Below are 23,348 nucleotides of genomic sequence, written 5' to 3'. Positions count from 1 at the left end.
GTCGCATCCGGCGACGGCGCGTCCGGCTCAGAGCCCAACCGAAAGCGACTCGCGCATGATGCGCGGGGTCACAAAGATCAGCAGTTCGGTGTTGTCGTCCTGCTTGAACTCCTTGCGGAACAGTCGCCCCACGGTCGGCAGATCGCCGAAAAACGGCACCTTGTCGACGTTGTTTGCCCGGACGCGCTCAAAGATGCCGCCCAGTACCACGGTGTCACCGTCGTCAACCAGCACGTTGGTCTCGACCTCGCGCGTGTTTATGGGCGGAACGCCGAGCACAACTCTGGAGAAATCTGGCGTGTCCTGGCTGACGTTCAGCTCCATGATGATGCGGTCGTCCGGTGTGATCTGCGGTGTGACTTCCAGCTTCAGTACCGCTTCCTTGAACGACACCGAAGTGGCGCCGCTGGAGGTGGCCTCCTGATACGGAATCTCGAAACCCTGCTTGATCAACGCCTTGCCCTGATCGGATGTCACGACACGCGGACTCGAGATGATCTCGCCGCGGCCTTCGGACTGCATTGCAGTCAGCTCAAGACGCAACAACCAGTCGAGAAACGAACCGACGACGAAGTTTACGCCCGAGGTCGCGCCCGCGGCCGGAAGGTTGACCGCCAGCGCCTCGGCGCCATCAGGGCCACCGTCGGTTGTAACGAACGGCGGCTGCTGCGGGCCGATCACCAGATCGCCCGTCAGGGCACCGCCGCCGACGGCGTAGCGGCTGCCGCTGCTGTCGAACTTGCCGCCGGCGACGCTTAGGCGAACACCCAGGTCGCGCGAAAAATCATCGCTTGCGATCACGATGCGCGATTCGATCTGCACCTGGCGAACCGGGATATCCAGTCGCTTGACGATTCGACGCACAGATTCCAGCGTATCGGCCGTATCCTTCAGAAGCAATGTATTCGTGCGCTCGTCGATCGATACGGATCCGCGCGGCGAGAGGAGCCGGTTCGTGCCTCCGGTATCTCCTCCGCCCTTGAGAAGGTCGGCAATGTCTTCTGCCTTGGCATAGTTGATCTGGATGAACTCCGAGCGCAGCGGCGCCAGGGTCTCGACCTTGCGGTCGGCCTCGAGCTGCGCCTGCTCGCGTGCGGCGAGTTCCTCCTGCGGCGCGACCAGGATCACATTCTCCTGCACGCGCTTGTCCAGCCCCTTGGTCCGCAGGATGATGTCCAGTGCCTGGTCCCAGGGGACGTTCTTCAGCCGCAGCGTGATGTTTCCACCGACGGTGTCGCTGGTCACCATGTTGATATCGGTGAAATCCGCCAACAGTTGCAGGACCGAACGGACCTCGATGTCCTGGAAATTCAGCGACAGTCGCTCGCCCGTGTAGACGAATTTCTCGCGATCGATCCGCTCCTTTTCCTCCGGCGTCAGCTCGCGGAACTCGACGGCGAATTCGTCATCGGCCTGATAGGCAAGATGATCGTAGGCACCCTGGGCCGTGATGCGGATCTGGGTGTTGTCGCCCACGACCGAAGGATCGACAAACTGGACCGGTGTCGCAAAGTCGACGACATCCAGCCGTTGCAGCAGCTCATCGGGGAGTTTCGCGCCCGTGATGTCCACCACGATGTTGCCGCCTTCCTCACGCACGGCGACCGGGGTCGCCGGATCGCTGAGCGATACGATCACGCGCCCGGCCCCGTCGGGGGTTCTGCGAAAATCGATGTTTCGGATCGAACGGGCGGCGCCGGCCGCCACGCCGGAGCTGACGACCGCGGTGGGCTGAAAATCGTTCGCGCGCCGTTGGTCGGCCAGGAACGAACCGGTCGACGGCGCACCCACCGTGATCACGAAATCATTGCCATCAATGACGGTTTCGTAGGGCGTGACCTGCGCAAGGTTCAGCACCACGCGTGCGCGACCGCCGGATTCGGCAACCGTCACGCTCGCGACAACGCCCACGCCCACGTCGACGTAACGGGCCGGCACCTCTACGCGGGTGTCCCTGAAATCCACGGCGAGTCGGGCGGGCGTATCGACCGTAAAACTCAGCGGCTCTCCGGTGATCGGGTCGCTCATGTGCAGCCGCACCTGTGTGCGATCCGCCGACAGCGACGAGTAGCTGATTTTCTGCAGGCTGTTCGCATTCGCGCCGACCGAAAACAGCAGTGTGCCCGCCAGCGTTACCAACCAGGCGAATTTGCATTTTGTATTCATCGTCTCATCTCCATGCCGCAGCGCAGATCAATTGTTCAGCGCCAGTGCGGCCTCGCGCTCGGTGTAGCGACTCGGTGCAAGCTGTATCAGTTCAATGAGGTCAATGCGGTCTTCACTGATGCGCGAAATGCGCCCGTGATTCTGCCCCAGGTAATTGCCGCGCTGAACCCGATGGATCGTGTTCTGGGGATCGCGCACCAATGCCCAGCGTTCGCCCTGCTGTTCGAGCATGCCGACCATGCGCACGGAATCGAGCGGATACTGTTCAAGTTCCTCGCGCGGCCGATTCGGATCCGGACGCGGACCGTCGCCTGCGGCAATGACTTCTTCTTCCGGTTCGACGAGGCCAGGCGCGAACGGATCGCGGCGGCCACCGGGTTCGTAGATGAAGGTCTCGGCGGTCTTGAGTTCGGGCAACGGCGGGACCGGTCCCGGTGGCAGCTGTTCCACCTCGTCGACGAACGCCTGCAAATCCCTGAGATCCGTGCGCCCGCAACCGGACACCGTCGTGACCAGCGCGACGCATACGATCCACGCAAGCGGTAACCGGCGCGCGCGCATCATCTGGCCCCGTCGCCTTCGAGGAACCGGTAGGTCTTCGCGGTCATATCCATCTGCAGCAGGGTCTGGCCGTCCACGGTTGTGGCGTTGCCACCCGCCTTGCTGATGTTGATGTTGTGCACGGTCACGATCCGCGGCAGTTCAGCGAGACCGCTGACGAATCGGCCGAACTCGTGGTAAGACCCCAGCACTCGAATCTGGATGGGCAGCTCCGCGTAGAAATCCTTTGGAACCTCGCCGGTGGGCTTGAACAGCTTGAACTCCAGACCACTGGCTAGGCCCTTCTGCGACACGTCGACGAGCAGTTCGGCGACCTCGGTGCGGCTCGGCAGCTGACGCAGCGCATCCGCGAAACGCTCCTTGAGCTCCTCGTACTGCTTCTCGTAGATGTGCAGGTTCGCAGCCTTCTTGACCTTGATCTCGTAGTCCTGTTTCAGGTCGACCTCGCGCGCCTCTTCTTTCTTGAGGCGGGAAAGCTGCCCCTGGGTGTCGTAGTAATACCAACCCACGACGATGAGCGCGCAGATGATCAGAACAAAAATGAACTTGACCAGGAACGGCCAATCGCCGATCTCGGCAAGATCAAGTTCCTTGAGATCCTGGGCGTTCAAGATTCCCCCCCCGCATCATCGGACTTGGGCCGACGCTGCGCGGCGCGCAGCTGGAACTGGCTGAGGCCCGTACCGGTCTTGTCCTTCGATTCGATCACGATCAGGCCGGGCGAGCCGATCCACTTCGCACCCTCGATGTTGCGCATGTACGCCGAAACGCGCGAGTTCGACTGCGCGCTGCCGCTGATCGAAAGCCCGCTGCCCGCCTGCCCGATGTTCGAGATCAGCACGCCTTCTGGCAAGGTCGCAACGATCTCGTCGAACAGGTGCACCGCCTGCGGACGGCTGAGCTGCAGGTTGTAGATGATCTCGGTGCGCGCGATGAGCTGGGATTTCAGCTGCTCGAGCTTCTTGATCTGCGCGATCTGCTTGTCGACGACCTCGATCTTCTGCGTCAGCCATTTGTTGCGACGCTTCTGATAGTCGATCCGGCCTTCCACAAACCAGTGCAGGCCCGCGAGCACGCCGCTGGTAAGAACGATCGCGGCGACCAGGCCAACCCCGAAGTCGCGCTTGCGCTTGCGGCGGCGGTTTTCCCGCCAGGGCAGAAGATTAATATGCGCCATGGTCGTCGAAGGCTCGGCGTGCGAGTCCGCAGGCGATCAGCAGCGCCGGCGCATCGTTGCTCAGCGCCTGCGGCTTGACGCGCGGTGACAGGGACATGCTGGCAAACGGATTGGCGACCGAACAGGCCGTGCCCATCTTTTCTGCAAGCAGTTCATCGACGCCCGGGATCGAGGCGCTGCCACCGGCCAGCAGGATGTGATCCACGGCGTTGTGCGCGCTCGATGAAAAGAAGAACTGCAACGAGCGACTGATCTGCATGGCCATGGCTTCCTTGAACGGCTCCAGCACCTCCGGAACGTAGTTGTCCGGCAGCCCGCCCTGGCGCTTGGCCATGGATGCCTCTTCGTACGACAGTCCGTAGCGACGCTGGATCTCCTCGGTCAACTGCCGGCCGCCGAAGCTCTGCTCGCGGGTGTAGGCGATCTGCTTGCGATCCAGCACTGTCAGCGTGGTCGTCGTCGCGCCGATGTCCGCGATGGCGACGACCTTGCCGTCCGTGCCACCGGCGATGTGATGGGTCAGCAGCGAGAATGCGTTCTCCATCGCGTACGCTTCAATGTCGACGATCACCGCATCCACGCCGGCGATCTTCAGCGCGCCGACACGGTCTTCGACGTTTTCGCTGCGCGATGCCGCGAGCAGCACGTCGACCATTTCCGGGTTCTTCGGCGTGGGTCCGAGGACCTCGTAGTCGAGATTGACCTCGTCGAGCGGGTACGGGATGTACTGGTCGGCCTCGAGGCGAATCTGCGTGTCCAGATCGTTGGGCCGCAACGACGCCGGCATGGAAATGACTTTGGTGATGACCGCCGAGCCCGCCACGGCGACCGCCGCACGCCGGGTGCGGGTGCCGGAGCGGCGCACGACCTTGCCCACGGCGTCGCCGACCGCATCCACGTCCGCGATCTTTTTCTCGACCACGGCGTTTTCCGGCAGGGGCTCTACCGCGTAGCTCTCGACATGAAAACGCGGGCCGTTCTGGCTCAGCTCGAGCAGCTTGACGGCCGTCGAACTGATATCCAGCCCCAGCAGTGGCTTGCTCTTTTTCAGGGCCCCGAACACGTCCCCGGACTCCGGTTTGGGTGGTGGAACATCGGTCTATGCCGCCGGTGGCGGCTGGTTTTGGACTGAGTATATATCAACAAATCAATGGATTGGGAAGAAATTTTCACCAAATCTGTGAAGCAGTTCTGGTCCTCGGTCTGCTAACATCGCGGCCCTCGCCGCGCGGGCGGCCCACGATTCGAACCCACCGGGCATGCCCCAGCCATGAACTGGATCACGAAACTGACGCGCTGGTTCTTCGTAGCGCTGTTTGGCGGTTTTGTGCTGGCCACGCTCGCGGTCATGGCCGGGTATGCCTACGTCGCGCCCTCGTTGCCGGGCACCGCGAGCCTGCGCGAGGTCACGCTGGAGGTTCCGCTGCGCGTGCGCGACCGCAACGGGGCCCTGATCGCCGAGTACGGCGAGAAGCGCCGCGAACCGCTGACCTTCGATCAGATCCCCACCACGCTGCGCCAGGCGTTCCTCGCCGCCGAGGACGACCGCTTTTATGAGCATCCGGGCGTCGACTACCAGGGCATCGTGCGGGCCGTCGGCCAGTTGATCCTTACAGGCGAGCGCCGCCAAGGCGGCAGCACGATCACCATGCAGCTCGCGCGAAACATCTTTCTGACGCCGGAGCGGACCTATGTCCGCAAACTCAAGGAGGTATTCCTTGCGTTGCAAATGGAACGCGATCTGGACAAAGACGAGATCCTGACGCTTTATCTCAACAAGATTTACCTTGGCAACCGCGCCTACGGGGTCGGCGCGGCGGCCAAGGTCTATTACGGCAAGGCCATCGGCGAACTCGAATTGCCGCAATGGGCCATGATTGCCGGGCTCCCGAAGGCGCCATCGCGCTACAACCCGATCGCCGACCCCGAGCGCGCCAAGGTGCGTCGCAACTATGTCCTGCGGCGCATGCACGATCTCGGCCAGATCGACGAACCCTCCATGCTGGCGGCGCAGGCCGCGCCGGTCACCGCGCGTCTGCACAGCGCGGCCATCGAGGTCGCCGCACCGTATGCAGCGGAGATGGTTCGCGCCGAACTGTTCGAGCGCTACGGCGAGGCGGCCTACAGCGACGGCTTCGAGGTCATCACCACGCTGGACGGCCGGCTGCAGAACGCCGCCCTGGCGGCCCTGCGCGCGGGGCTTGTCGATTACGACCGGCGTCACGGCTGGAGGGGCCCGGAACACCGTTCGGCGACCGGTGCTCCAGACACTGCGGCGCTCGACGCGCTGCTCGCGAATGCGCCGCGGGTCGGCGACCTGTTGCCCGCGCTCGTCACCAGCGTGGACCCAACGGGCGCCACGCTGAAGACCCTCGACGGCCAGCAGGTCGAGCTTGGCGTCGCGGCGTTCCAGTGGGCCCGTCCGTATGTCGACGCCGATCACATCGGCACGCAACCCAAATCACCGGGCGAGGTCGTTGCCGCCGGTGACCTGGTTCGGGTGGCGCGCAGTGACGACGAGACCGGCTGGGTCCTCGCCCAGGTGCCGAAAGTCGAAGGCGCACTGGTGTCGAGCGATGCCGATACCGGCGCGATCCAGGCCATCGTCGGTGGCTACGACTTCTTTCGCAGCAAGTTCAACCGCGCCGACCAGGCCCTGCGTCAGGCCGGTTCGGGTTTCAAACCAATCCTGTACTCGGCCGCGCTCGACCATGGATACACACCGGCGTCGATCATCAACGATGCGCCGATCACCATCCGCGACGCCGCGCTCGAGGGCGTCTGGCGCCCCGAAAACTACGGCCACAAGTTCAAGGGTCCCACGCGTTTGCGCGAGGCGCTTGCACAATCGCGCAACCTGGTATCGATCCGCCTGTTGCAGGCGGTTGGCGTAGCACCGGTCATCGAGCAGGCGGACCGCTTCGGCCTGGATACCGCGCGACTGCCACACAACCTGTCGCTGGCGCTGGGCAGCGGTGAGGTCACGCCACTGGACCTGAACGGAGCCTATGCGGTGTTCGCGAACGGCGGCTTTCGCGTCGAGCCGTACCTGGTGGAACAGATCAACCGCGCGGGTGTGGGCGTATACCGGGCCACCCCACGGGTCGCCTGCCGGGCCGGATGCACGCCGGATCAGCCCCGTGCCGCGCGCGTGCTGGATGCGCGCACGCACTACCTGATCAGCTCGATGCTGCGCGAGGTCGTGCAGTCGGGCACGGCGCGGCGCGCGCGCTCACTCGGACGGCGCGACCTGGCCGGCAAGACCGGTACATCGAATGACTACCGGGACGCATGGTTCAACGGCTACGTTCCGGGGCTGATCACGACCGTGTGGATCGGGTTTGACGACAACGCCGAACTCGGTCGCGGCGAGGCGGGCGGTCGCGCCGCGCTGCCGGTGTGGATCGACTACATGCGGGTCGCGCTGAACGGTCGCCCGGAGCGGGATTTTCCGGAGCCGCCGGGCATCGTCAATGTGCGTATCGATCCGGATACAGGGCTCGCGGCAACCGCCGGGCAGACCGGCACGATTGTCGAGATCTTTCGCAGCGATCAGCTTCCCCGACGCTCCGCCGATGGCGCGAATACCATTGCACCGCCCCCCTCCCCGGGCACGTCGGCCACGCCGAAGCCGGTCGAGAACCTGTTTTAGCGGGCGGCCCAAACCCTCACTTCAACCGCCTGTTGTTTCGAGACAGGGGGCGCACGCCCGAAAATCGACTACGCAGACAGGTCGAGTTCGCAAGCATCCGAGAACCACGGTTTTCGCTTGCGACACAGGCAAGGCCATGACCAGCCGTTTTCGACGACCTGATTGGACTCCGCGCCTCAGCGGTGCTGGCCGCGCGCGCGCAGCCACTCACGCAAGCCCTTGAGGTGACGCCGGCTGACCTCGAAACGTCGGTCCGTGCCTGCGAGCCGGGCGCGCGCAGAACCGTCTGAACCACGTTCAATGCCGGTCAGGTGGCGCTTGGCGACGAGGCCGTTTCGATGGATGCGCAGAAACTGTTCCGCGAACTCTTCCTCCAGCACGCGCAGTGAGGTTTCCAGCAGCGCCTCGCCACCCTGGTGATAGACGACCACGTACTTGTGCTCGGCAATGAAGGCGAACACCTCGTCGACCGGGATCAGGTTCAGATTACCGCGCAGCGAAACGCTGAGATGCGTGCGCGGCGCACCCGGTGTCGGTTCGGCATCGGTCGCCTGCAGCGCGGCGAGTTGCGGGCGCGTCAGCACGCTTGCGTGACGCAGGGCCGCTTCGAGCTTCTCGCGGCGGATGGGTTTGAGCAGGTAGGCGACCGCGTGGGCGTCAAACGCCGCCAGCGCATGCTCGTCGTAGGCCGTGACGAAGATCACCGCCGGCGGGCCCGGCTGCGAACCGAGTCGATGGGCGACCTCGATTCCGTCGAGCCCCGGCATGCGGATATCGAGGAGCACGACGTCGGGCTGAAAACGCTGCGCCTCGGCGAGCGCCTGTTCGCCGTCGGCGGCCTCGGCCACCGCATCGATCCCGTCAATCTCGGCGAGCGCCGAACGCAAGCGCTGGCGCGCCGGGATCTCGTCATCGACGACGAGCACCTTCATGGCGTCTGCCTGCGATACGGAAACTGCAGCAGCACCTGGTACTGACCGTCGCTGCTCGACACCGTCATGCGAGAGTCTCCTGCGAAAAATGCCTCCAGCCGCGCGCGCACATTGTCCTGCGCCATGCGGTTGCCGGGGCGTGGCCGGGTGTCCGCGTCGGCAAGGGTGTTGGTGATCCTCAAAGTCACCGTTCCATCCTTGTGCCCACCGGATACCCGCACGGTGCCGCCGGCGCGCGCGCGCTCAATGCCATGATAGACGGCATTTTCCAGCAGCGGCTGTAGACACAGCTGGGGCAGCACCGCGTCGCCCGGAAGCTGGTCGATCTGCCAGTCCACCCGCAGCCGTTCCCCCAGTCGATGTGACTCCAGTCCCAGATAGCGACGGCCAAGTTCGAGCTCACTGCCGAGGGTCGCGCGCTGACCGCGGCCAAGCGCGACCCGGAACAGGTCGGCGAGGTCCTCGACGGCGCGTTCCGCGGCCTGCGGATCGGTGCGCGCAAGATGCGCAAGCGTGTTCATGCTGTTGAACAGAAAATGCGGGCGTATGCGCGCCTGCAGGGCCTCGAAACGCGCCTGGCCCGCGGCATAGACGCGCTCGCGCCAGCCGTAGAGCAGGAACAGATAACGCACCGCGAAACCCGCGACCACCAGCGCGACGGCGAGATTGCGCAGCGCGAAGGGCTCCAGTGGCGTGGTCCGGCCTGTCAGCAGCCAGGCCGCGACACTGGTGGCCAGGGTCACCACGGCGACCGTCGCCATCATGAAGCTCGCGACGACCACACGCCCGCGGTGCGCCGTCGGCACGTAGCGATACGTCAGACAGAACACCCCGGCACTGACCAGCCCGATCCACTGCACGAACATCGAGACCTGGCTGAGCCGCAGCCCGAACTCGGCGAACGACGGGATCGACACCAGGGTCAGCACCAGCGCCAGCAGTTCGCCAACGATGACCGTGGTGAACACCACGCGTACATCGCAGAAATTCGGCAGTAGTTGCGGACGTTCGTCGACGGCTGGCATCGGGCTGCGAGCGGTTCGGGCGCTACCGGTACAATAGCGGGTCGCGCCCGCGCGCGCCCGACCCCGAACCCCCGAAACAGCGAATTTTCCCGATGAACGAGGACAAACCCTGGGCCGGTCGGTTCACCGAACCGACCGATGCATTCGTGGAAGCCTTCACGGCTTCGGTCGGCTTCGACAAGCGACTGGCTGACGCCGACATCGAAGGTTCCATTGCGCATGCACGCATGCTGGGCGCGGCCGGCGTGCTGGGCGCCGCCGATGTCGAGGCCATCGTCGCGGGGCTCGAAGCGATCCGCACACAGGTCACCGCTGGTGCGCTCGAATGGTCGGTCGCGCTGGAAGACGTGCACATGAACGTCGAATCGCGCCTGACCGACGCGATCGGTGCCGCGGGCAAGCGGCTGCATACCGGTCGGTCGCGCAACGACCAGGTCGCGACCGACGTGCGGCTATGGCTGCGTGGCGAGATCGACGCAATCGCTCAGGCGATCCAGCGCTTCCAACTCGCGATCCTCGAGCAGGCCGAGGCCCATGCCGAGACCATCCTGCCGGGCTTCACGCATCTGCAGGTCGCCCAGCCGGTGACCTTCGGCCATCACCTGATGGCCTGGTACGAGATGCTCGGGCGCGATGCCGAGCGGCTGGCCGACTGCCGTCGGCGCATGAACCGCATGCCGCTCGGTGCCGCGGCGCTGGCCGGCACCAGCTATCCGATCGACCGCGAGTTCACCGCGCGGGCGCTGGGCTTCGACGCACCCTGTCGCAACTCGCTGGATGCGGTCAGCGACCGGGACTTTGTCATCGATTTCCTCGCGTTCGCGGCGACGCTGATGATGCATCTCTCGCGCATGTCCGAGGAACTGATCCTGTGGATGTCCGCGCCGTTCGGCTTCATCGACCTCGGCGATGCGTTCTGCACCGGTTCATCGATCATGCCGCAGAAGAAAAACCCGGACGTGCCGGAACTCGTGCGTGGCAAGACCGGCCGGGTGTATGGACACCTGATCGCGCTGCTGACGCTGATGAAGGGTCAGCCGCTCGCCTACAACAAGGACAACCAGGAGGACAAGGAGCCGCTGTTCGACGCGGTCGACACGGTGCGCGGTTCGCTGAAGGTCTATGCCGAAATGCTGCCGACGCTGCGCGTCAACACAAGCGCGATGCGCAAGGCCGCGGCGCGCGGGTTTTCCACGGCAACGGACCTGGCCGACTATCTGGTGCGCAAGGGCGTGGCGTTTCGTGACGCCCACAGCATCGTCGGGCGCGCCGTGCGCCATGCCATCGACGCAGACTGCGATCTGGAGGAACTGCCGCTCGAAACCCTGCGCGGCTTCAGCACCGAAATCCAGGCCGATGTGTTCGACGTGCTCACGCTGGAAGGCTCGGTCGCCGCGCGCAATCACATCGGCGGCACGGCGCCCGCGCGGGTACGCGACGCGATTGCTGCCGCGCGTAAACGGCTCGCGGCCGGAGAACCGGCGTGAGCGGGGGCGACGCCCCATCGCGCGAGGTGATGCCTGCCGATAGTCTGAGCGCGCTCAACGCGCGCCTCTTGGCGTTCGCGCGCGAGCGCGACTGGGAGCAGTTCCACTCGCCAAAGAATCTGGCGATGGCCATTGCGGGCGAGGTCGGGGAACTCGTCGAACACTTCCAGTGGCTGACCGAGGCGCAGAGCCAGTCACTCGCGCCGGAACGCCGCGAGGCCGTCGCACTGGAGATGGCCGACGTGTTGATCTATCTCGTGCGCCTGTCCGAACGGCTCGACATCGATCTGGTCGCGGCCGCCAATCGCAAGATCACCATCAACGCGGAGCGCTATCCCGCCGCGAGGGTGCGCGGCGACGCCCGCCGTGCGTCCGAATACGGGGAACCCGACGCGGACTGATGCGCGCACTGAGGGCCGTCAAACCCCCTCGAAGAACTCGACCGCGCCGGTCTCGATCGAGTACTCGGCCCCGACGACACGCAGCCAGTCGTTTTCGATCAGCCGTTCAAGGCTGGCCGAACCATGACGCAGATGGCTGACCGAGGCACGCACATTGGCGCGCACCGCATGATGCAGCATCTCCTCGGCAGAAAGGTCGGGTCGCGTTTCGACCAGGGTCTCGACCGCCGGCTGAATCCGGCCGACGATCGAACGCAGATTCGGTGAGCGGTTCGCCATGGGTTGCCCGAGTTGCTCAAGCGTCGCCGCAACCGCGCCGCACTGGCTGTGGCCGAGCACCACGACCAGCCGCGTGCCGTAGCGTTCGGCGGCAAATTCGATGCTGCCCACCTGCGAGGGCGCGACGATGTTGCCGGCCACGCGCACGACAAACAGGTCGCCAAAGCCCTGGTCGAACACGGTTTCGACCGGCACGCGCGAGTCCGAACAGCCGAGTACGATCGCAAACGGCGACTGCCCGCCGGTCTGCGGCACGTGCGCCGCACCCGCGGAGGTTTCGGCGACAAACCGCGCATTGCCCTCGCGCAGACGCGCGAGCGCCTCGATGCTGCGCCTCACGCCCGCTTGGCCCGGATCAGCGCCGCACGATCGGCGACGAGCTTCGCCTCCGGGATCAGCGTATGGATCAGTGCCGCGATCTCGGCGGTCAGGCCCAGACGCGGGCGCGCGCTGATCCAGAGCAGGTTCAGTTTCAGGTTCAGGTCAGCGAACACGACGTGTGCGGCGTAGCGCTGCAACACGCGCTGGATGATCGAAACACTCAGATTCCTGCGCGCCGGCGACCAGCGACCGATGCCCGGGATCAGCATCATGAAATCGGCGACCGGGCGGCCGTCGGCATCGCGCGCGGGCGCGCGCTTCCACAGTGGTTCGCCCGGCTGCCAGCTCGCCGGGCCCAGCGCACGACCGGCGGATGGCACCGGCAGATTCATTCGCTGGACTCGAAACGCGCGAGCATCCAGGTGCGCAGGTCGTCGATCTCGTCGAGCGATACCCCGTGGCCCAGATTCGGGTAGCGATGGAACTCGACCGCCACGTTGCGGGCCTCCAGCACGTCGCGCGCGGCCTCGGCGAGCGCGAGCGGCACGACCGAATCGGCCACTCCGTGCGCGTAGAACACCGGCGGGGCGACGGATGGCGGTGGCAGCTCTTCGGCAAGCGGAAGGTAGGTGGAAAGCGCCGCGATACCCGCGAGCGTGCCCGCGCGCAGGCCGGCGTGCAGGGCGACCACGCCCCCCTGCGAGAACCCGCCCAGCAGGAGATGGCGCGCCGGAATGCCGCGGGCGATTTCGCGGGCAATCAGCCGTTCGACCGCGACCACCGAGGCCATGACGCCGTCGTGATCGGCATGCCTGCGAAAATCGGCCGAAACGATGTCGTACCAGGCGCGCATGACCATGCCGTTGTTGATGGTCACGGCCATCTGTGGTGCGTTCGGAAACACCCAGCGCAGCGCAAACTCATCCGGCAGGGCCAGCTCGTCAACGATCGGCAGGAAATCCCGCCCGTCCGCGCCCAGGCCATGCAGCCAGATCACCGCGCCGCGGGCGGGCGACTTCGGTTCGACCTCGATGGCGTCGAGCGTGGGCGGGGTCATTTGGGCCTGCGGGCGAGTGAAGGGATGTCCGATATACTGTAACCCGTCGTCCGCGCGAATTCCGCGCAATCCTTGGCGTTCACACGGAGATCCACCGATGCCGCGCTGTTGGGCCGAACGTTTGCTGTGGCTCGTCCTTGCGATCGCAGGCACCGGGGCCATGCTCGGTGGCTGCGGCCAGAAGGGCGACCTGTACCTGCCTGAAGACGGCTCGAAGCGCGCGGTCGAAACCGAAACGCGCTGATGGACCCATTCATCTCGCACGACGGCGTGCTGCACGCCGAGGGCGTTGCCTTGCCGGCACTCGCCGAACGCTTCGGCACGCCGCTGTATGTTTACTCGCGTGCGGCGCTGAGCACGCGGTTCCGCGCCTTCGACGACGCGCTGGCGGGTATGGATCACCGGGTCTGTTTCGCCGTGAAGGCCAACTCGAACCTGGCCGTGCTCGATGTGCTCGCACGCCTGGGCGCAGGCTTTGACATCGTGTCGGCCGGCGAACTCGCCCGCGTGCTCGCGGCTGGCGGCGATCCCACCCGCGTGGTGTTTTCCGGGGTCGGCAAGCGACGCGAGGAGATCGAGTCCGCCATCGCCGCCGGGATCGACTGCTTCAACGTGGAGTCCGCCGCCGAGCTCGACACCATCGCCGGGGTCGCCAGTACGCTCGGACGCAGCGCCCGCATCGCGATACGCGTGAATCCCGATGTCGACGCACGCACGCATCCCTACATCAGCACCGGGCTGAAGGAGAACAAGTTCGGCGTCGACCACGATACGGCGCTGGCGCTGTACCGCCACGCCGCGGGCCTGCCGAACGTGACACCGGTGGGCATCGCCTGTCACATTGGCTCGCAGCTGACGGACCTCGCACCGTTTCGCGCCGCCATCGAGCGCGTGCTCGCGATGGTGGCAACCCTGGAGGACGAAGGCATCCGGCTTGAACAGATCGACCTCGGCGGCGGACTTGGCGTGCGGTACACCGACGAGAGCCCGCCGACACCGACCGACTATGTCCGGACGCTGCGTGCCGCACTCGGCGACCGCCCGCAGCGGCTCATCATCGAACCGGGCCGGGCCATCGTCGCGAATGCGGGCGTGCTGCTCACACGCGTGATCGCAATCAAGCAGACGCCGGCGCGGCGCTTTGCGATCGTCGATGCGGCCATGAACGACCTGATCCGCCCGGCGCTCTACGACGCCGTGCACACGATCGAGGTGGTGGATTCGCGGGCGGCGCGCGCGACGGCGCACTACGAGATCGTCGGCCCGGTTTGCGAAACGGGCGACTTTCTCGGCCACGATCGCGAACTCGCAATCAGCGCGGATGATCTGCTCGCGATCCGCTCGGCGGGCGCGTATGGATTTGCGATGGCCTCGAACTACAACAGCCGTCCGCGCGCCGCGGAAGTGCTCGTCGACGGCGACGTGGTGCACCTGGCGCGTGCACGCGAAACCGTCGAATCCCTCTACGCGGCGGAGCACCGGCTGCCCGCCGATAGCTGACTCCTTCGGCACGAACCCGCGCGCTTCGACCCAGCCGGTAGTTGGCGAGCGAGGGGTCGGCCGCTAAGCTGTAGGCGATGCGACTGCGCTTTGCCAAAATGCATGGTCTGGGCAACGATTTCATCGTGCTCGATGCGACCCATGAACCGATCGCGCTCAGCGGCGCTCAGATCCGCGCGCTCGCCGACCGTCATCGCGGGATCGGGTTCGACCAGCTGCTGGTGGTCCAGCCAGCCTCTTCCCCTGACCTGGATTTCGACTACCGCATTTTCAACGCCGACGGCGGCGAGGTCGAGCAGTGCGGCAATGGCGCGCGCTGTTTCGCGCACTTCGTGCAGCTGCGCGGCCTGACCGATCGCAAGGCGCTCACGGTGGGCACGCTGGCCGGTCGGCTGCGGCTGTTCATCGAGGACAACGGCCAGATCACGGTCGACATGGGTCAGCCGGAGTTCGACCCCGCACGCATTCCGTTGCGGGCACCGGCGCAGGCCGCCGAGTACAGCCTCGAGATCAACGGCCAGAGCATCCGGTTCGGCGCGGTTTCCATGGGCAACCCGCACGCCGTGATCGCAGTCGACAACATCGACAATGCACCCGTCACGACCCTCGGGCCGCAGATCGAGACGCACGCCGATTTCCCGAAGCGCGTGAACGTCGGCTTCGCACAATTCACCTCGCCGAGCGAGATCCAGTTGCGGGTCTGGGAACGTGGCGTGGGCGAAACCCAGGCCTGCGGCTCCGGCGCCTGCGCGGCGGTCGCCGTGGGCCGGCGCCAGGGCCGGCTCGATGAGCGGGTGCGGATACACTTGCCGGGCGGAACGCTTTCGGTGAGCTGGGCCGGTCCCGGTGAGCCGGTCTGGATGACCGGGCCCGCGAGCTATGTATTCGACGGCGAGGTGGAGATTTGAAGACAGCCAGTACAGCCGCGGCGCCGGGTGAGCTGGACGAGCGCCGGATCGTTGAGTGGCTGCGCGAACACCGCGACTTTTTCGTTCGCAACCCCAAGCTGCTCGCGGACCTCGACGTTCCGCATGGCGTTGGAACCGCGCACTCGCTGATCGAGCGCCAGGTGGGAATGCTGCGTCAGGAAAACACCCTGCTACGCTCGAACTTCGACGAATGGATCGGCATCGCACGCGACAATGAGCGTCTGGCTACTCATCTGTTTGATCTCGCCCGCGCGCTGATCACTGCGCGCGACCTCGCCGAGGTTGCCGAGTCCGTGGCATCGATCGGCACCGAAGCCCTCGGCGCCGACGCAATCGCGTTGTGCCTGTTCGCGGACGCACCCGATTCAGCGCCGGCGGCAACGTCGCTGCACTGGCTGGCGCGCGATCCCGCACTTGAGGCCATTGCGCGCGACGAGCAGATCCTGTGCGGACCGATCGACGTGGCGCGTGCCGCCCTGCTGTTCCGCTCCCAGACGCCGGAGCCACAATCTGCGGCCCTGATCGGCATCGGCGGCGACGTGCCGCGCGGCGTGCTCGCGATCGGTTCGGCGGAGCCCGGTCGCTATGGCGCCGAGGCCGCCACCGACTTCCTGGCCGAGCTCGGAAGACTGGTCGCGACGGCGACCTCGCTGCATTGGGCGCGAACCCCGGCACCCGCGTGAGCGAAGCCCCCCGCGAGAGCGCGGCGCGCTGGCTCGAGGAACTTGCCGGCGCGCGCCGATATTCGCCAAACACCGTCGCCGCCTACCGGCGTGATCTGGACGATTGGCTGGCGACCACCACGCGCGACTGGCGCCAGATCGACAGCCACGCGGTTCGCGACTTCGCGGCCCGACAGTTTCGTGCCAGGCGCTCGCCCCGCTCGATCGCCCGCGCGCTGTCGACCCTGCGCGGCTGGTTCGACTGGGCGGCGCGCCAGGGCCTGATCACCGGCAATCCCGCCCGTGGCGTGCGCGCGCCGAAGGCGGCGAAGAAGCTGCCGCATGCGCTCGACGTCGACCAGGTCACCGCACTGCTCGAAACGGGTTCGGACACCGACCCGGTGCGCGACGCCCGCGATCAGGCGATGTTCGAGCTGATGTATTCCTCGGGGCTGCGGCTCGCGGAACTCGTCGCACTGGATGTCGACCAGATCGATCTGAGCGGTGGCGAGGCGCGCGTCATCGGCAAGGGCGCGAAGACACGGATCGTGCCGGTCGGCCGGCGGGCCTGCGATGCGCTGCGGGTGTGGCTCGCCGCGCGTTCGGACTGGCTGGGCAATCCAGGCGAACGCGCGCTGTTTATCGGCAATGGCGGACGGCGGATTGCGGCACGCACCGTTCAGGCGCGGCTCGCGCGCCGCTCGCTCGCCCAGGGTCATGTGCATCCGCACATGCTGCGTCACTCGGTGGCGACGCATCTGCTGGAGTCGTCGGGCGATCTGCGCGCGGTGCAGGAATTTCTCGGCCATGCCGACATCGCCACGACGCAGGTTTACACCCACCTCGACCTGCAACACCTGGCGAAGGTCTACGATCGCAGCCACCCGCGCGCGCGACGCCGGCGAACCCGGCCCGACGATCCGGTTCAGGATTGACAGACTGTTGAAGTTCACTCTTCAACAGCCTGATATCGCGAGACGGGGCCGTTTCGCCCGAAAATCGAACACGCAAGTGTTGGATTTTATTGATCAACCGAAAACCGTGCTTTTCGGTTGCGATGTTGAAAAGACCATGGACGGGCCTTTTTCAACAACCTGTTAAGAGGGGTGCAGCCCCGCAGGGCCTACGCTTGGCTGCGAGCGCGCGAACGCGGGTCGGCGAACGGGGGGTCAGTTCTTCGTCTGGGCCGCCTCGGCGGCGTCTTCGGCATGCACGCGTTCGACCAGGTGGTCGACGACCTCCATCATGCGCTTGTAGGTCCCGGCCATGCTGCCGCTGGTGCGATAACGCCCACCGACGATGACGGTCGGCACGCTGTTCACGCCCCACTCCGAGGCCAGGACCTGGGTGCGCCGCACCTTGCCGTCCACCTCGAACGAGTCAAACACTGCATGGAACTGCTCCGGCGTCACGCCGGCCACGGACTGGAACAGCCCCTGGATCTCGGCGGGGTCGGTCATGCGCTTGCGTTGCACCTGCAGGGCGCGAAACAGGGGCAGGTGCATCTTCTCCTCGATCCCAAGCCCGGCGGCCGTGTAAAAGGCCTTCGCGTGCTCGATGGCCGGCGCGTTCAGCAGCATCGGGATGCGTTCGAAACGGGCGTGGTCCGGTTTGCGTTTGAGCCACTCGTGCACGTCGGGCTCGGCGCGATAGCAGTGCGGGCAGCCGTACCAGAACAGTTCGGCGACCTCGACGCCCGGCGCATCACTGGCCGGCTTGCCGCCAAAGATCTCGACGAACTCGCGTCCTTCCACAGGCTCTGCGGAAGACGGTGCGGCCTGTGCGGGCGAAGTGGCCGCAATCAGGAAAGCGGCGAAAAACGCACGGTACACACGCTGGATCATGGGTAGGCCCCGGGTCGGCAAGTGGAATCGACCGGTTCGGACCACGACAACCCCGCTGAGTTCAGCGGCACGGGCCAGTTCAGTGCAGGCCCTGGATGTACTGCGCGACGGCCTTGATGTCCTGATCGGTCATGTTCGCGGCGATCATCTGCATCATTTTCTTGGGGTCCGCGGCGCGTTCACCGGAACGGAAATCCCTGAGCGCCTTCTCGGTGTAGTCCGCATGCTGGCCGTGGATGACCGGGAAGCGTGCCGGCTTGTTGCCGTTGCCGCGCGGACCATGACAGGCGATGCAGGCCGTCACACCCTTCTCAACGATGCCACCGCGGTAAATCTTCGCGCCGACATCCACCCAGTCGCCATTGGCGATCTCGGGCCGGGCCTTCTGCGCGGTGTAGAACGCCGCAAGGTCTGCCATGTCGGCGTCACTGAGCGCCGCCGCAATGGCGTTCATCGTCGCGTTCTTGCGCTCACCCTTCTTGAATTCGGAAAGCTGCTTGATGATGTAGCGGGCGTTCTGCCCGGCGATCTTGGGCCACATCGGGCTGGCGCTGTTGCCATCGACCCCATGACAGCCCGCGCAGGCGGCGGATTTGGCCTGGCCTGCCGTCGCATCACCGGCGCTTGCGGGCGCAAGCGCGAAGACACACAACAAGGCGGCTACGGTGCGAAACGTCGAGATCATCGGCATTTCCAAAGCGACGGCAGGCAGGCCCGGGACTTACTTCAGGCCGGCGTAGTACGCGGCCAGGTTCGCGACATCGGCATCGCTGAGCGCACCGACCATCGCCTTCATGGTGGCGTCGCTGCGCGCACCCGACTTGTAGTCGTTGATGGCCTTGACGAGATAGGCTTCCTTCTGGCCGGCGAGGTTCGGATAGGTCGGCACGGCGCTGATGCCAGTCGCACCATGGCAGCCAGCGCAGGCGGCGGCCTTGGCCTTTCCGGCGGCGGCATCACCCGCGAAAGCGGAACCACTGGCCAGGGACACAACGGCGAAACCAAGGGCAATTGCAAGTTTCATGACTGCTTCGACTCCGGAATCTGGCGGAAAATCAGAACTTCCTAATTTACCAAGCGCGACTCCGGACGGTCAACCGGCAAGCCTCTTGGCGGCCTTCGGCCGTGTGCGTTTCGACCGCACCGCGCCCGACATCCGGCACGCGCCGCGCGACGGCATCGCCGAAGTCGCCTTCGCGGGGCGGTCCAACGCCGGAAAATCCTCGGCGCTGAACACGCTGTGCGGACAGCGCGCGCTCGCGCGGACCAGCAAGACACCCGGACGCACCCAGGCCCTGAATTTCTTCGAACTCGCGCCGGGTTACCGGCTGGTCGACCTGCCGGGATACGGCTACGCAAAGGTGCCCGAAGCCGAGCGCCGGCGCTGGGGGCGCGAGATCGAGCGTTACCTCGGCGCTCGCCAGGAGCTGCGCGGGCTGGTGCTCGTCGCAGATATCCGTCGCGGCCTGACCACGCTCGACCGCCAACTCCTCGACTGGTGCGCGGCCGGCGCCATCGCGGTCCATGTGCTGTTGACCAAATCCGACAAGCTCGGCCGCGGCCAGCAGAGCCAGGCCCTGAAATCGGCCCAAGCCGCGCTCGGTCGCGCGACCACCGTGCAGTTGTTCAGCGCCACCAGCCGGCTCGGGGTCGACGCGGCGCGCGAACGCATCGTGGAGCTGCTGCTGAGCCCCGCGCAGGGGGCCTGAGCCCGGCCGGGCGCGCTGGCCTGTCGCAACCAGAACGACGCCAAACCGTCACCTGCCTGCAATGCACGGCGGCGAAAATTCCTGCTCATGCCGCAGGTGCGCAGCGTCTTTCTGTCGGATATCCACCTGGGCACACGCGCGTGCCAGGCCGCGCATCTGCTGGAGTTCCTCCGCGAACACCCCGCCGAACGCCTGTTCCTGATCGGCGACATCATCGACTTCTGGTCGATGAGCCGTTCGATCCATTGGAATCGCACCCAGAACACAGTCGTGCAGAAGATCCTTCGCCGCGCGCGGCATGGCGAAGAAGTCGTATTCATTCCGGGCAACCACGACGAGGCGCTGCGCGATTACGACGGCGTCGTCTTCGGCGACATCCGCGTCGAGAACGAGTGGGTGCACGAGACCGCCGACGGCCGGCGCTTTCTGCTGGTGCATGGTGACGAATTCGACCAGGTCACCCGCTACCACAAGTGGGTCGCGATACTCGGCGACGTCTCCTACAACCAGCTCGTGCGTCTGAATTCAATGCTGTCGTGGTTTCGACGCAAGCTCGGCATCGCCGGCTACTGGTCGCTCGCCGGATACGCCAAACGCAAGGTCAAGCGTGCGCTCGAATTCATCTTTCATTTTCAGGACGCCGCCCTGCATTCCGCGCGGGCGCGCGGCCTCGATGGCGTGATCTGCGGACACATCCACTGGGCCGAGATTCGGGAACAGGACGGGCTGACCTACATCAATTGCGGTGACTGGGTCGACTCGTGCACCGCGATCGTCGAGCACGAGGACGGTCGACTCGAGATGATCGAGTGGAGCAAGCGCATGCGTGAACTCGACAACGTGACCATGTTTCCGAGGAAAGCCTCCAACGCATGAACGCAAGTCCGCTGCGCGTTCTGATGGTCTCCGATGTCTACTTTCCGCGCGTGAACGGGGTATCGACTGCCATCGAGACCTATCGGCGCAACCTCGCCGCACTGGGCGTGCAGGTCGAACTCCTCGCACCCGACTATGGCGACAATGCGCACCAGAACGGGATCACGCGCGTTCGCGCGCGGCGCGTGCCGTTCGACCCCGAGGATCGCCTGATGCACTGGCGACGCTTGCGGCGGACCGCGATTCGCCTCGCCAGATACACCGATCTCGTGCACATACACACACCGTTCGCGGCTCACTATGCAGGCGTTGCTGCGGCGCGATGTTACGGCCTGCCCGTGGTGTCGAGTTATCACACGCTGTTCGAGGAATACCTTGAACTCTACGCGCCGATGGTCCCGTCCGCATGGCTGCGCGGGTTCGCGCGCACGCTGGCACGCCGACAGTGCCGCGCGCTCACTGCCACCATCGTACCGTCCTGCGCAATGGCCGAACGACTCGCGGCCTACGGCGTGCGCGATGGGGTCAGTGTGCTGCCCACCGGCGTGCCGACTGCACAGTTTCGAATCGCGGATCGGGCGACGCGGCGCGAACAGTTCCGTCAACGGCTGGGAATTGACCCCGACACCCCCGTGGCCCTGTTCGTTGGCCGCGCAGCGCATGAGAAAAACATCGGCTTTCTGATCGAGTCGCTGGTGATCGCCCGCAAGCGCGCGCCTTCGCTGATGCTTCTGATCGCCGGCGAGGGTCCGGCACTCACCAGCCTGCGAGAGCTCGCCCGCAAGACCGGTCAGTCGGAAGTCGTGCGCTTTCTGGGTTATCTCGATCGTGACCGCGACCTACCCGACTGCTACGCGGCAGCCGACCTGTTCGCGTTTGCGTCACGCACGGAAACGCAGGGGCTGGCGTTGATCGAGGCGATGGCAGCCGGGTTGCCCGTGGTTGCACTCGCGGAAATGGGCACGCGCGACCTGCTTTCCGCAAACCGTGGCGCCATGGTGACCAACGACGACACGAGCGCGTTCGCGCGCGCGCTGGCTGATCTGGCACTTGATGTCGACGCACGCCGATTGCTCGGCGAGGAAGCCACCGCGCTCGCCGAGAAGTGGTCGGACGTGGCGCTCACCGGGCGCCTGGCCCAGCTGTACCATAGCCTCGCCTCACAACCCCGGCGAGGATTCAACTCTTGGAAAGCCCTTTCAAAGGCCAGACAGGCCTGAAGCGCGTATGGAACGCCCTGCATTACTCCATGGCCGGCCTGCGCACCGCCTATGCAAACGAGGATGCGTTCCGTCAGGAAGTGTTTCTGGCGATCGTGCTGATTCCGCTTGCGCTATGGCTGCCCGTGGGCATGCTCGGCAAGGCGGTCATGATCGGCTCGGTGTTGCTGGTGCTGATCGTCGAGTTGCTGAACTCGGCCATCGAGGCCGCGGTGGATCGTATCTCGCTGGACAAGCATCAGCTGTCCAAGCGTGCCAAGGACATCGGTAGTGCCGCGGTTTTCGTGGCGCTCGTAAACGTCGTCGTCGTGTGGGTGTGTGTGCTGCTGGAAAACTGACCGACGCGCCGCTGCTGCTGACGGTCGTAACCGAGACGCATCCGCCCGAAATCAACGGCGTAGCGATGACGGTCGGACGGCTGGTCGAGGGTCTGCGCGCGCGTTCGCACACGGTGTCGGTCGTGCGGCCACGACGCAACGGGCGTGACCGCCCCGGCCCGAACGAAACCCTCGTCGGTGGCCTGCCCCTTCCCGGCTATCCCGAATTGCGTTTCGACATGCCGGCAACCGGGCGTCTGCGGCGCCAGTGGACCGCCCGCCGACCGGACGCCGTGCACATCGTGACCGAGGGTCCGCTGGGCTGGTCTGCACTGCGCGCCGCGCGCAGCCTCGGCATCCCGGTCACCAGCGGCTATCACACCAACTTCGACCGCTACAGCCGGCACTATCGGGCCGGATTCATGGGCCCCGCAGTGCGCGGCTGGCTCTCGCGATTTCACCGACGCACCGATGCAACCCTGGTGCCGACCGCTACGCTTGCCAACGATCTGGGCAGGCGGGGTATCCCCGGCGTTCGCGTCGTGGCGCGCGGCATCGACACCACACTGTTCGATCCGTCACGTCGAGATGCGGCGCTGCGCGAGGCCTGGAGCTGCGCGCCCGACACCCTGGCCGTGCTCTACGTCGGCCGGCTCGCCGCGGAAAAGAACCTCGCGCTAGTCGAAACCGCTTTCGAGATGATCGCCGCGCGCGGCCAGCCGGCACGCATGATCTGGGTTGGCGACGGGCCCCAGCGCGAACGGCTCCGGCGCAGTCATCCCGACCACCACTTCGCGGGCAGCCGGGTCGGCAACGACCTTGCCGCACACTACGCCTCGGCCGATCTGTTCCTGTTCGCGAGCCTCACGGAAACCTACGGTAATGTCACCGTCGAGGCGATGGCCAGCGGCCTGCCGGTGGTTGCCTTCGACGATGCCGCGGCCGGCGTACTGATCCGCCACGGCGAGACGGGTCTGCTCGCGCCGCCGGGCAATTTCGAGGCCTTCATCGAGGCGGCGCTGCACGCCGCGGACGATGCCGACCTGCGCCGTTCGATGGGTGAGCGCGCCCGCGCTCGCGTGGTCCCGCTCGGCTGGGACGCGATCGTGTGCGAGATGGAACAGGCGATTCGAGCCGCAATCGCCGGGCGCGCCGAAGCAGGCCCAACCGCCGCAAAAGCCTCGCAATAGCGGCCAGCAGCGGCCCGAGGTCGCGCGGGAATTCGTGCAACCG

Annotated in this window: 26 protein-coding genes; 13 read left to right on the top strand and 13 right to left on the bottom strand. The window is 65.8% G+C overall.

Annotated features, from left to right (window positions below):
- Positions 1-27 precede the first annotated feature (27 nt).
- Genes KDG50_06835 through KDG50_06815 form a run of 5 tightly spaced genes read right to left on the bottom strand, consistent with a single transcriptional unit; the run spans position 28 to position 4,967 of the window.
- The gene (locus KDG50_06835) at positions 28-2,166 is read right to left on the bottom strand and encodes a type IV pilus secretin PilQ (protein ID MCB1865129.1); all 2,139 of its coding nucleotides are present in this window, start codon (positions 2,164-2,166) and stop codon (positions 28-30) included.
- Between the two features lie 27 nt (positions 2,167-2,193).
- Positions 2,194-2,727, bottom strand: coding sequence for a pilus assembly protein PilP (locus KDG50_06830; protein MCB1865128.1), 534 nt, complete (start codon positions 2,725-2,727; stop codon positions 2,194-2,196).
- On the bottom strand, positions 2,727-3,338 hold the full coding sequence (locus KDG50_06825) for a type 4a pilus biogenesis protein PilO (protein MCB1865127.1): 612 nt from the start codon (positions 3,336-3,338) through the stop codon (positions 2,727-2,729). Before KDG50_06825 ends, KDG50_06830 begins: the two co-directional genes overlap by 1 nt.
- Positions 3,335-3,904 (bottom strand): PilN domain-containing protein, encoded by a 570-nt coding sequence (locus tag KDG50_06820; protein MCB1865126.1) that lies wholly within the window; start codon positions 3,902-3,904, stop codon positions 3,335-3,337. The genes KDG50_06825 and KDG50_06820 overlap by 4 nt, the downstream gene beginning before the upstream one ends.
- Positions 3,891-4,967 carry a pilus assembly protein PilM gene (locus tag KDG50_06815; protein ID MCB1865125.1) on the bottom strand — a complete coding sequence of 359 codons (1,077 nt, stop codon included), beginning with the start codon at positions 4,965-4,967 and terminating at the stop codon, positions 3,891-3,893. Before KDG50_06815 ends, KDG50_06820 begins: the two co-directional genes overlap by 14 nt.
- A gap of 207 nt (positions 4,968-5,174) precedes the next feature.
- Here KDG50_06815 and KDG50_06810 point away from each other — a divergent pair, with 207 nt between their 5' ends.
- Complete coding sequence (locus tag KDG50_06810) at positions 5,175-7,556, top strand: penicillin-binding protein 1A (protein ID MCB1865124.1); 2,382 nt, start codon at positions 5,175-5,177, stop codon at positions 7,554-7,556.
- Between the two features lie 176 nt (positions 7,557-7,732).
- Here KDG50_06810 and KDG50_06805 read toward each other — a convergent pair whose 3' ends face one another.
- Positions 7,733-8,488 carry a response regulator transcription factor gene (locus tag KDG50_06805; protein ID MCB1865123.1) on the bottom strand — a complete coding sequence of 252 codons (756 nt, stop codon included), beginning with the start codon at positions 8,486-8,488 and terminating at the stop codon, positions 7,733-7,735.
- Positions 8,485-9,513, bottom strand: a complete 1,029-nt coding sequence (locus KDG50_06800; GenBank protein ID MCB1865122.1) for a histidine kinase — start codon at positions 9,511-9,513, stop codon at positions 8,485-8,487. Before KDG50_06800 ends, KDG50_06805 begins: the two co-directional genes overlap by 4 nt.
- 92 nt (positions 9,514-9,605) lie before the next feature.
- Here KDG50_06800 and argH point away from each other — a divergent pair, with 92 nt between their 5' ends.
- Complete coding sequence (gene argH, locus KDG50_06795; protein ID MCB1865121.1) at positions 9,606-11,000, top strand: argininosuccinate lyase; 1,395 nt, start codon at positions 9,606-9,608, stop codon at positions 10,998-11,000.
- A gap of 29 nt (positions 11,001-11,029) precedes the next feature.
- Positions 11,030-11,401, top strand: coding sequence for a nucleotide pyrophosphohydrolase (locus KDG50_06790; protein ID MCB1865120.1), 372 nt, complete (start codon positions 11,030-11,032; stop codon positions 11,399-11,401).
- Positions 11,402-11,419: 18 nt separating this feature from the next.
- Here the strand turns inward: KDG50_06790 and KDG50_06785 are convergent, their stop codons facing one another.
- The 3 genes from KDG50_06785 to KDG50_06775 are packed head-to-tail and all read right to left on the bottom strand — an operon-like array spanning position 11,420 to position 13,058.
- Positions 11,420-12,019: a carbonic anhydrase gene (locus KDG50_06785; protein MCB1865119.1), complete on the bottom strand. Its 600-nt coding sequence runs from the start codon at positions 12,017-12,019 to the stop codon at positions 11,420-11,422.
- Complete coding sequence (locus KDG50_06780) at positions 12,016-12,393, bottom strand: hypothetical protein (protein MCB1865118.1); 378 nt, start codon at positions 12,391-12,393, stop codon at positions 12,016-12,018. Before KDG50_06780 ends, KDG50_06785 begins: the two co-directional genes overlap by 4 nt.
- Positions 12,390-13,058: a prolyl oligopeptidase family serine peptidase gene (locus KDG50_06775; GenBank protein MCB1865117.1), complete on the bottom strand. Its 669-nt coding sequence runs from the start codon at positions 13,056-13,058 to the stop codon at positions 12,390-12,392. Before KDG50_06775 ends, KDG50_06780 begins: the two co-directional genes overlap by 4 nt.
- A gap of 97 nt (positions 13,059-13,155) precedes the next feature.
- Between KDG50_06775 and KDG50_06770 the strand changes: the two genes are divergently transcribed.
- The 5 genes from KDG50_06770 to xerC all read left to right on the top strand — a co-directional run bounded on the left by KDG50_06770 (position 13,156) and on the right by xerC (position 17,084).
- The gene (locus tag KDG50_06770; GenBank protein MCB1865116.1) at positions 13,156-13,302 is read left to right on the top strand and encodes a lipoprotein; all 147 of its coding nucleotides are present in this window, start codon (positions 13,156-13,158) and stop codon (positions 13,300-13,302) included.
- On the top strand, positions 13,302-14,558 hold the full coding sequence (lysA, locus tag KDG50_06765; GenBank protein ID MCB1865115.1) for a diaminopimelate decarboxylase: 1,257 nt from the start codon (positions 13,302-13,304) through the stop codon (positions 14,556-14,558). Before KDG50_06770 ends, lysA begins: the two co-directional genes overlap by 1 nt.
- A 77-nt stretch (positions 14,559-14,635) precedes the next feature.
- Complete coding sequence (dapF, locus tag KDG50_06760) at positions 14,636-15,466, top strand: diaminopimelate epimerase (GenBank protein ID MCB1865114.1); 831 nt, start codon at positions 14,636-14,638, stop codon at positions 15,464-15,466.
- Entirely contained in the window at positions 15,463-16,170 is a 708-nt protein-coding gene (locus KDG50_06755) for a DUF484 family protein (protein MCB1865113.1), read from the top strand. The genes dapF and KDG50_06755 overlap by 4 nt, the downstream gene beginning before the upstream one ends.
- Positions 16,167-17,084, top strand: a complete 918-nt coding sequence (xerC, locus tag KDG50_06750; GenBank protein MCB1865112.1) for a tyrosine recombinase XerC — start codon at positions 16,167-16,169, stop codon at positions 17,082-17,084. Before KDG50_06755 ends, xerC begins: the two co-directional genes overlap by 4 nt.
- 234 nt (positions 17,085-17,318) lie before the next feature.
- On the opposite strand, the gene KDG50_06745 is transcribed toward xerC, so the two are convergent.
- From KDG50_06745 to KDG50_06735, 3 genes are all read right to left on the bottom strand, one after another.
- Positions 17,319-17,993 carry a thiol:disulfide interchange protein DsbA/DsbL gene (locus KDG50_06745; GenBank protein ID MCB1865111.1) on the bottom strand — a complete coding sequence of 225 codons (675 nt, stop codon included), beginning with the start codon at positions 17,991-17,993 and terminating at the stop codon, positions 17,319-17,321.
- Between the two features lie 79 nt (positions 17,994-18,072).
- Positions 18,073-18,678, bottom strand: coding sequence for a cytochrome c4 (locus KDG50_06740; GenBank protein ID MCB1865110.1), 606 nt, complete (start codon positions 18,676-18,678; stop codon positions 18,073-18,075).
- A gap of 36 nt (positions 18,679-18,714) precedes the next feature.
- Complete coding sequence (locus tag KDG50_06735; GenBank protein ID MCB1865109.1) at positions 18,715-19,017, bottom strand: c-type cytochrome; 303 nt, start codon at positions 19,015-19,017, stop codon at positions 18,715-18,717.
- Between KDG50_06735 and KDG50_06730 the strand changes: the two genes are divergently transcribed.
- The 5 genes from KDG50_06730 to KDG50_06710 all read left to right on the top strand — a co-directional run bounded on the left by KDG50_06730 (position 19,016) and on the right by KDG50_06710 (position 23,305).
- The gene (locus KDG50_06730; protein MCB1865108.1) at positions 19,016-19,702 is read left to right on the top strand and encodes a YihA family ribosome biogenesis GTP-binding protein; all 687 of its coding nucleotides are present in this window, start codon (positions 19,016-19,018) and stop codon (positions 19,700-19,702) included. The two genes, KDG50_06735 and KDG50_06730, sit on opposite strands and share 2 nt — an antisense overlap.
- Before the next feature lie 87 nt (positions 19,703-19,789).
- Entirely contained in the window at positions 19,790-20,578 is a 789-nt protein-coding gene (locus tag KDG50_06725; GenBank protein MCB1865107.1) for a UDP-2,3-diacylglucosamine diphosphatase, read from the top strand.
- Positions 20,575-21,798 carry a glycosyltransferase gene (locus KDG50_06720; GenBank protein ID MCB1865106.1) on the top strand — a complete coding sequence of 408 codons (1,224 nt, stop codon included), beginning with the start codon at positions 20,575-20,577 and terminating at the stop codon, positions 21,796-21,798. The genes KDG50_06725 and KDG50_06720 overlap by 4 nt, the downstream gene beginning before the upstream one ends.
- A 29-nt stretch (positions 21,799-21,827) precedes the next feature.
- On the top strand, positions 21,828-22,136 hold the full coding sequence (locus tag KDG50_06715) for a diacylglycerol kinase (protein ID MCB1865105.1): 309 nt from the start codon (positions 21,828-21,830) through the stop codon (positions 22,134-22,136).
- Positions 22,137-22,201: 65 nt separating this feature from the next.
- Positions 22,202-23,305, top strand: a complete 1,104-nt coding sequence (locus KDG50_06710; protein MCB1865104.1) for a glycosyltransferase family 1 protein — start codon at positions 22,202-22,204, stop codon at positions 23,303-23,305.
- Positions 23,306-23,348 lie beyond the last annotated feature (43 nt).

It is taken from the genome of Chromatiales bacterium (assembly GCA_020445605.1).
In the GTDB taxonomy this organism is placed as follows: Bacteria; Pseudomonadota; Gammaproteobacteria; order JAGRGH01; family JAGRGH01; genus JAGRGH01.
This window is presented reverse-complemented; position numbering and strand designations above follow the sequence as displayed.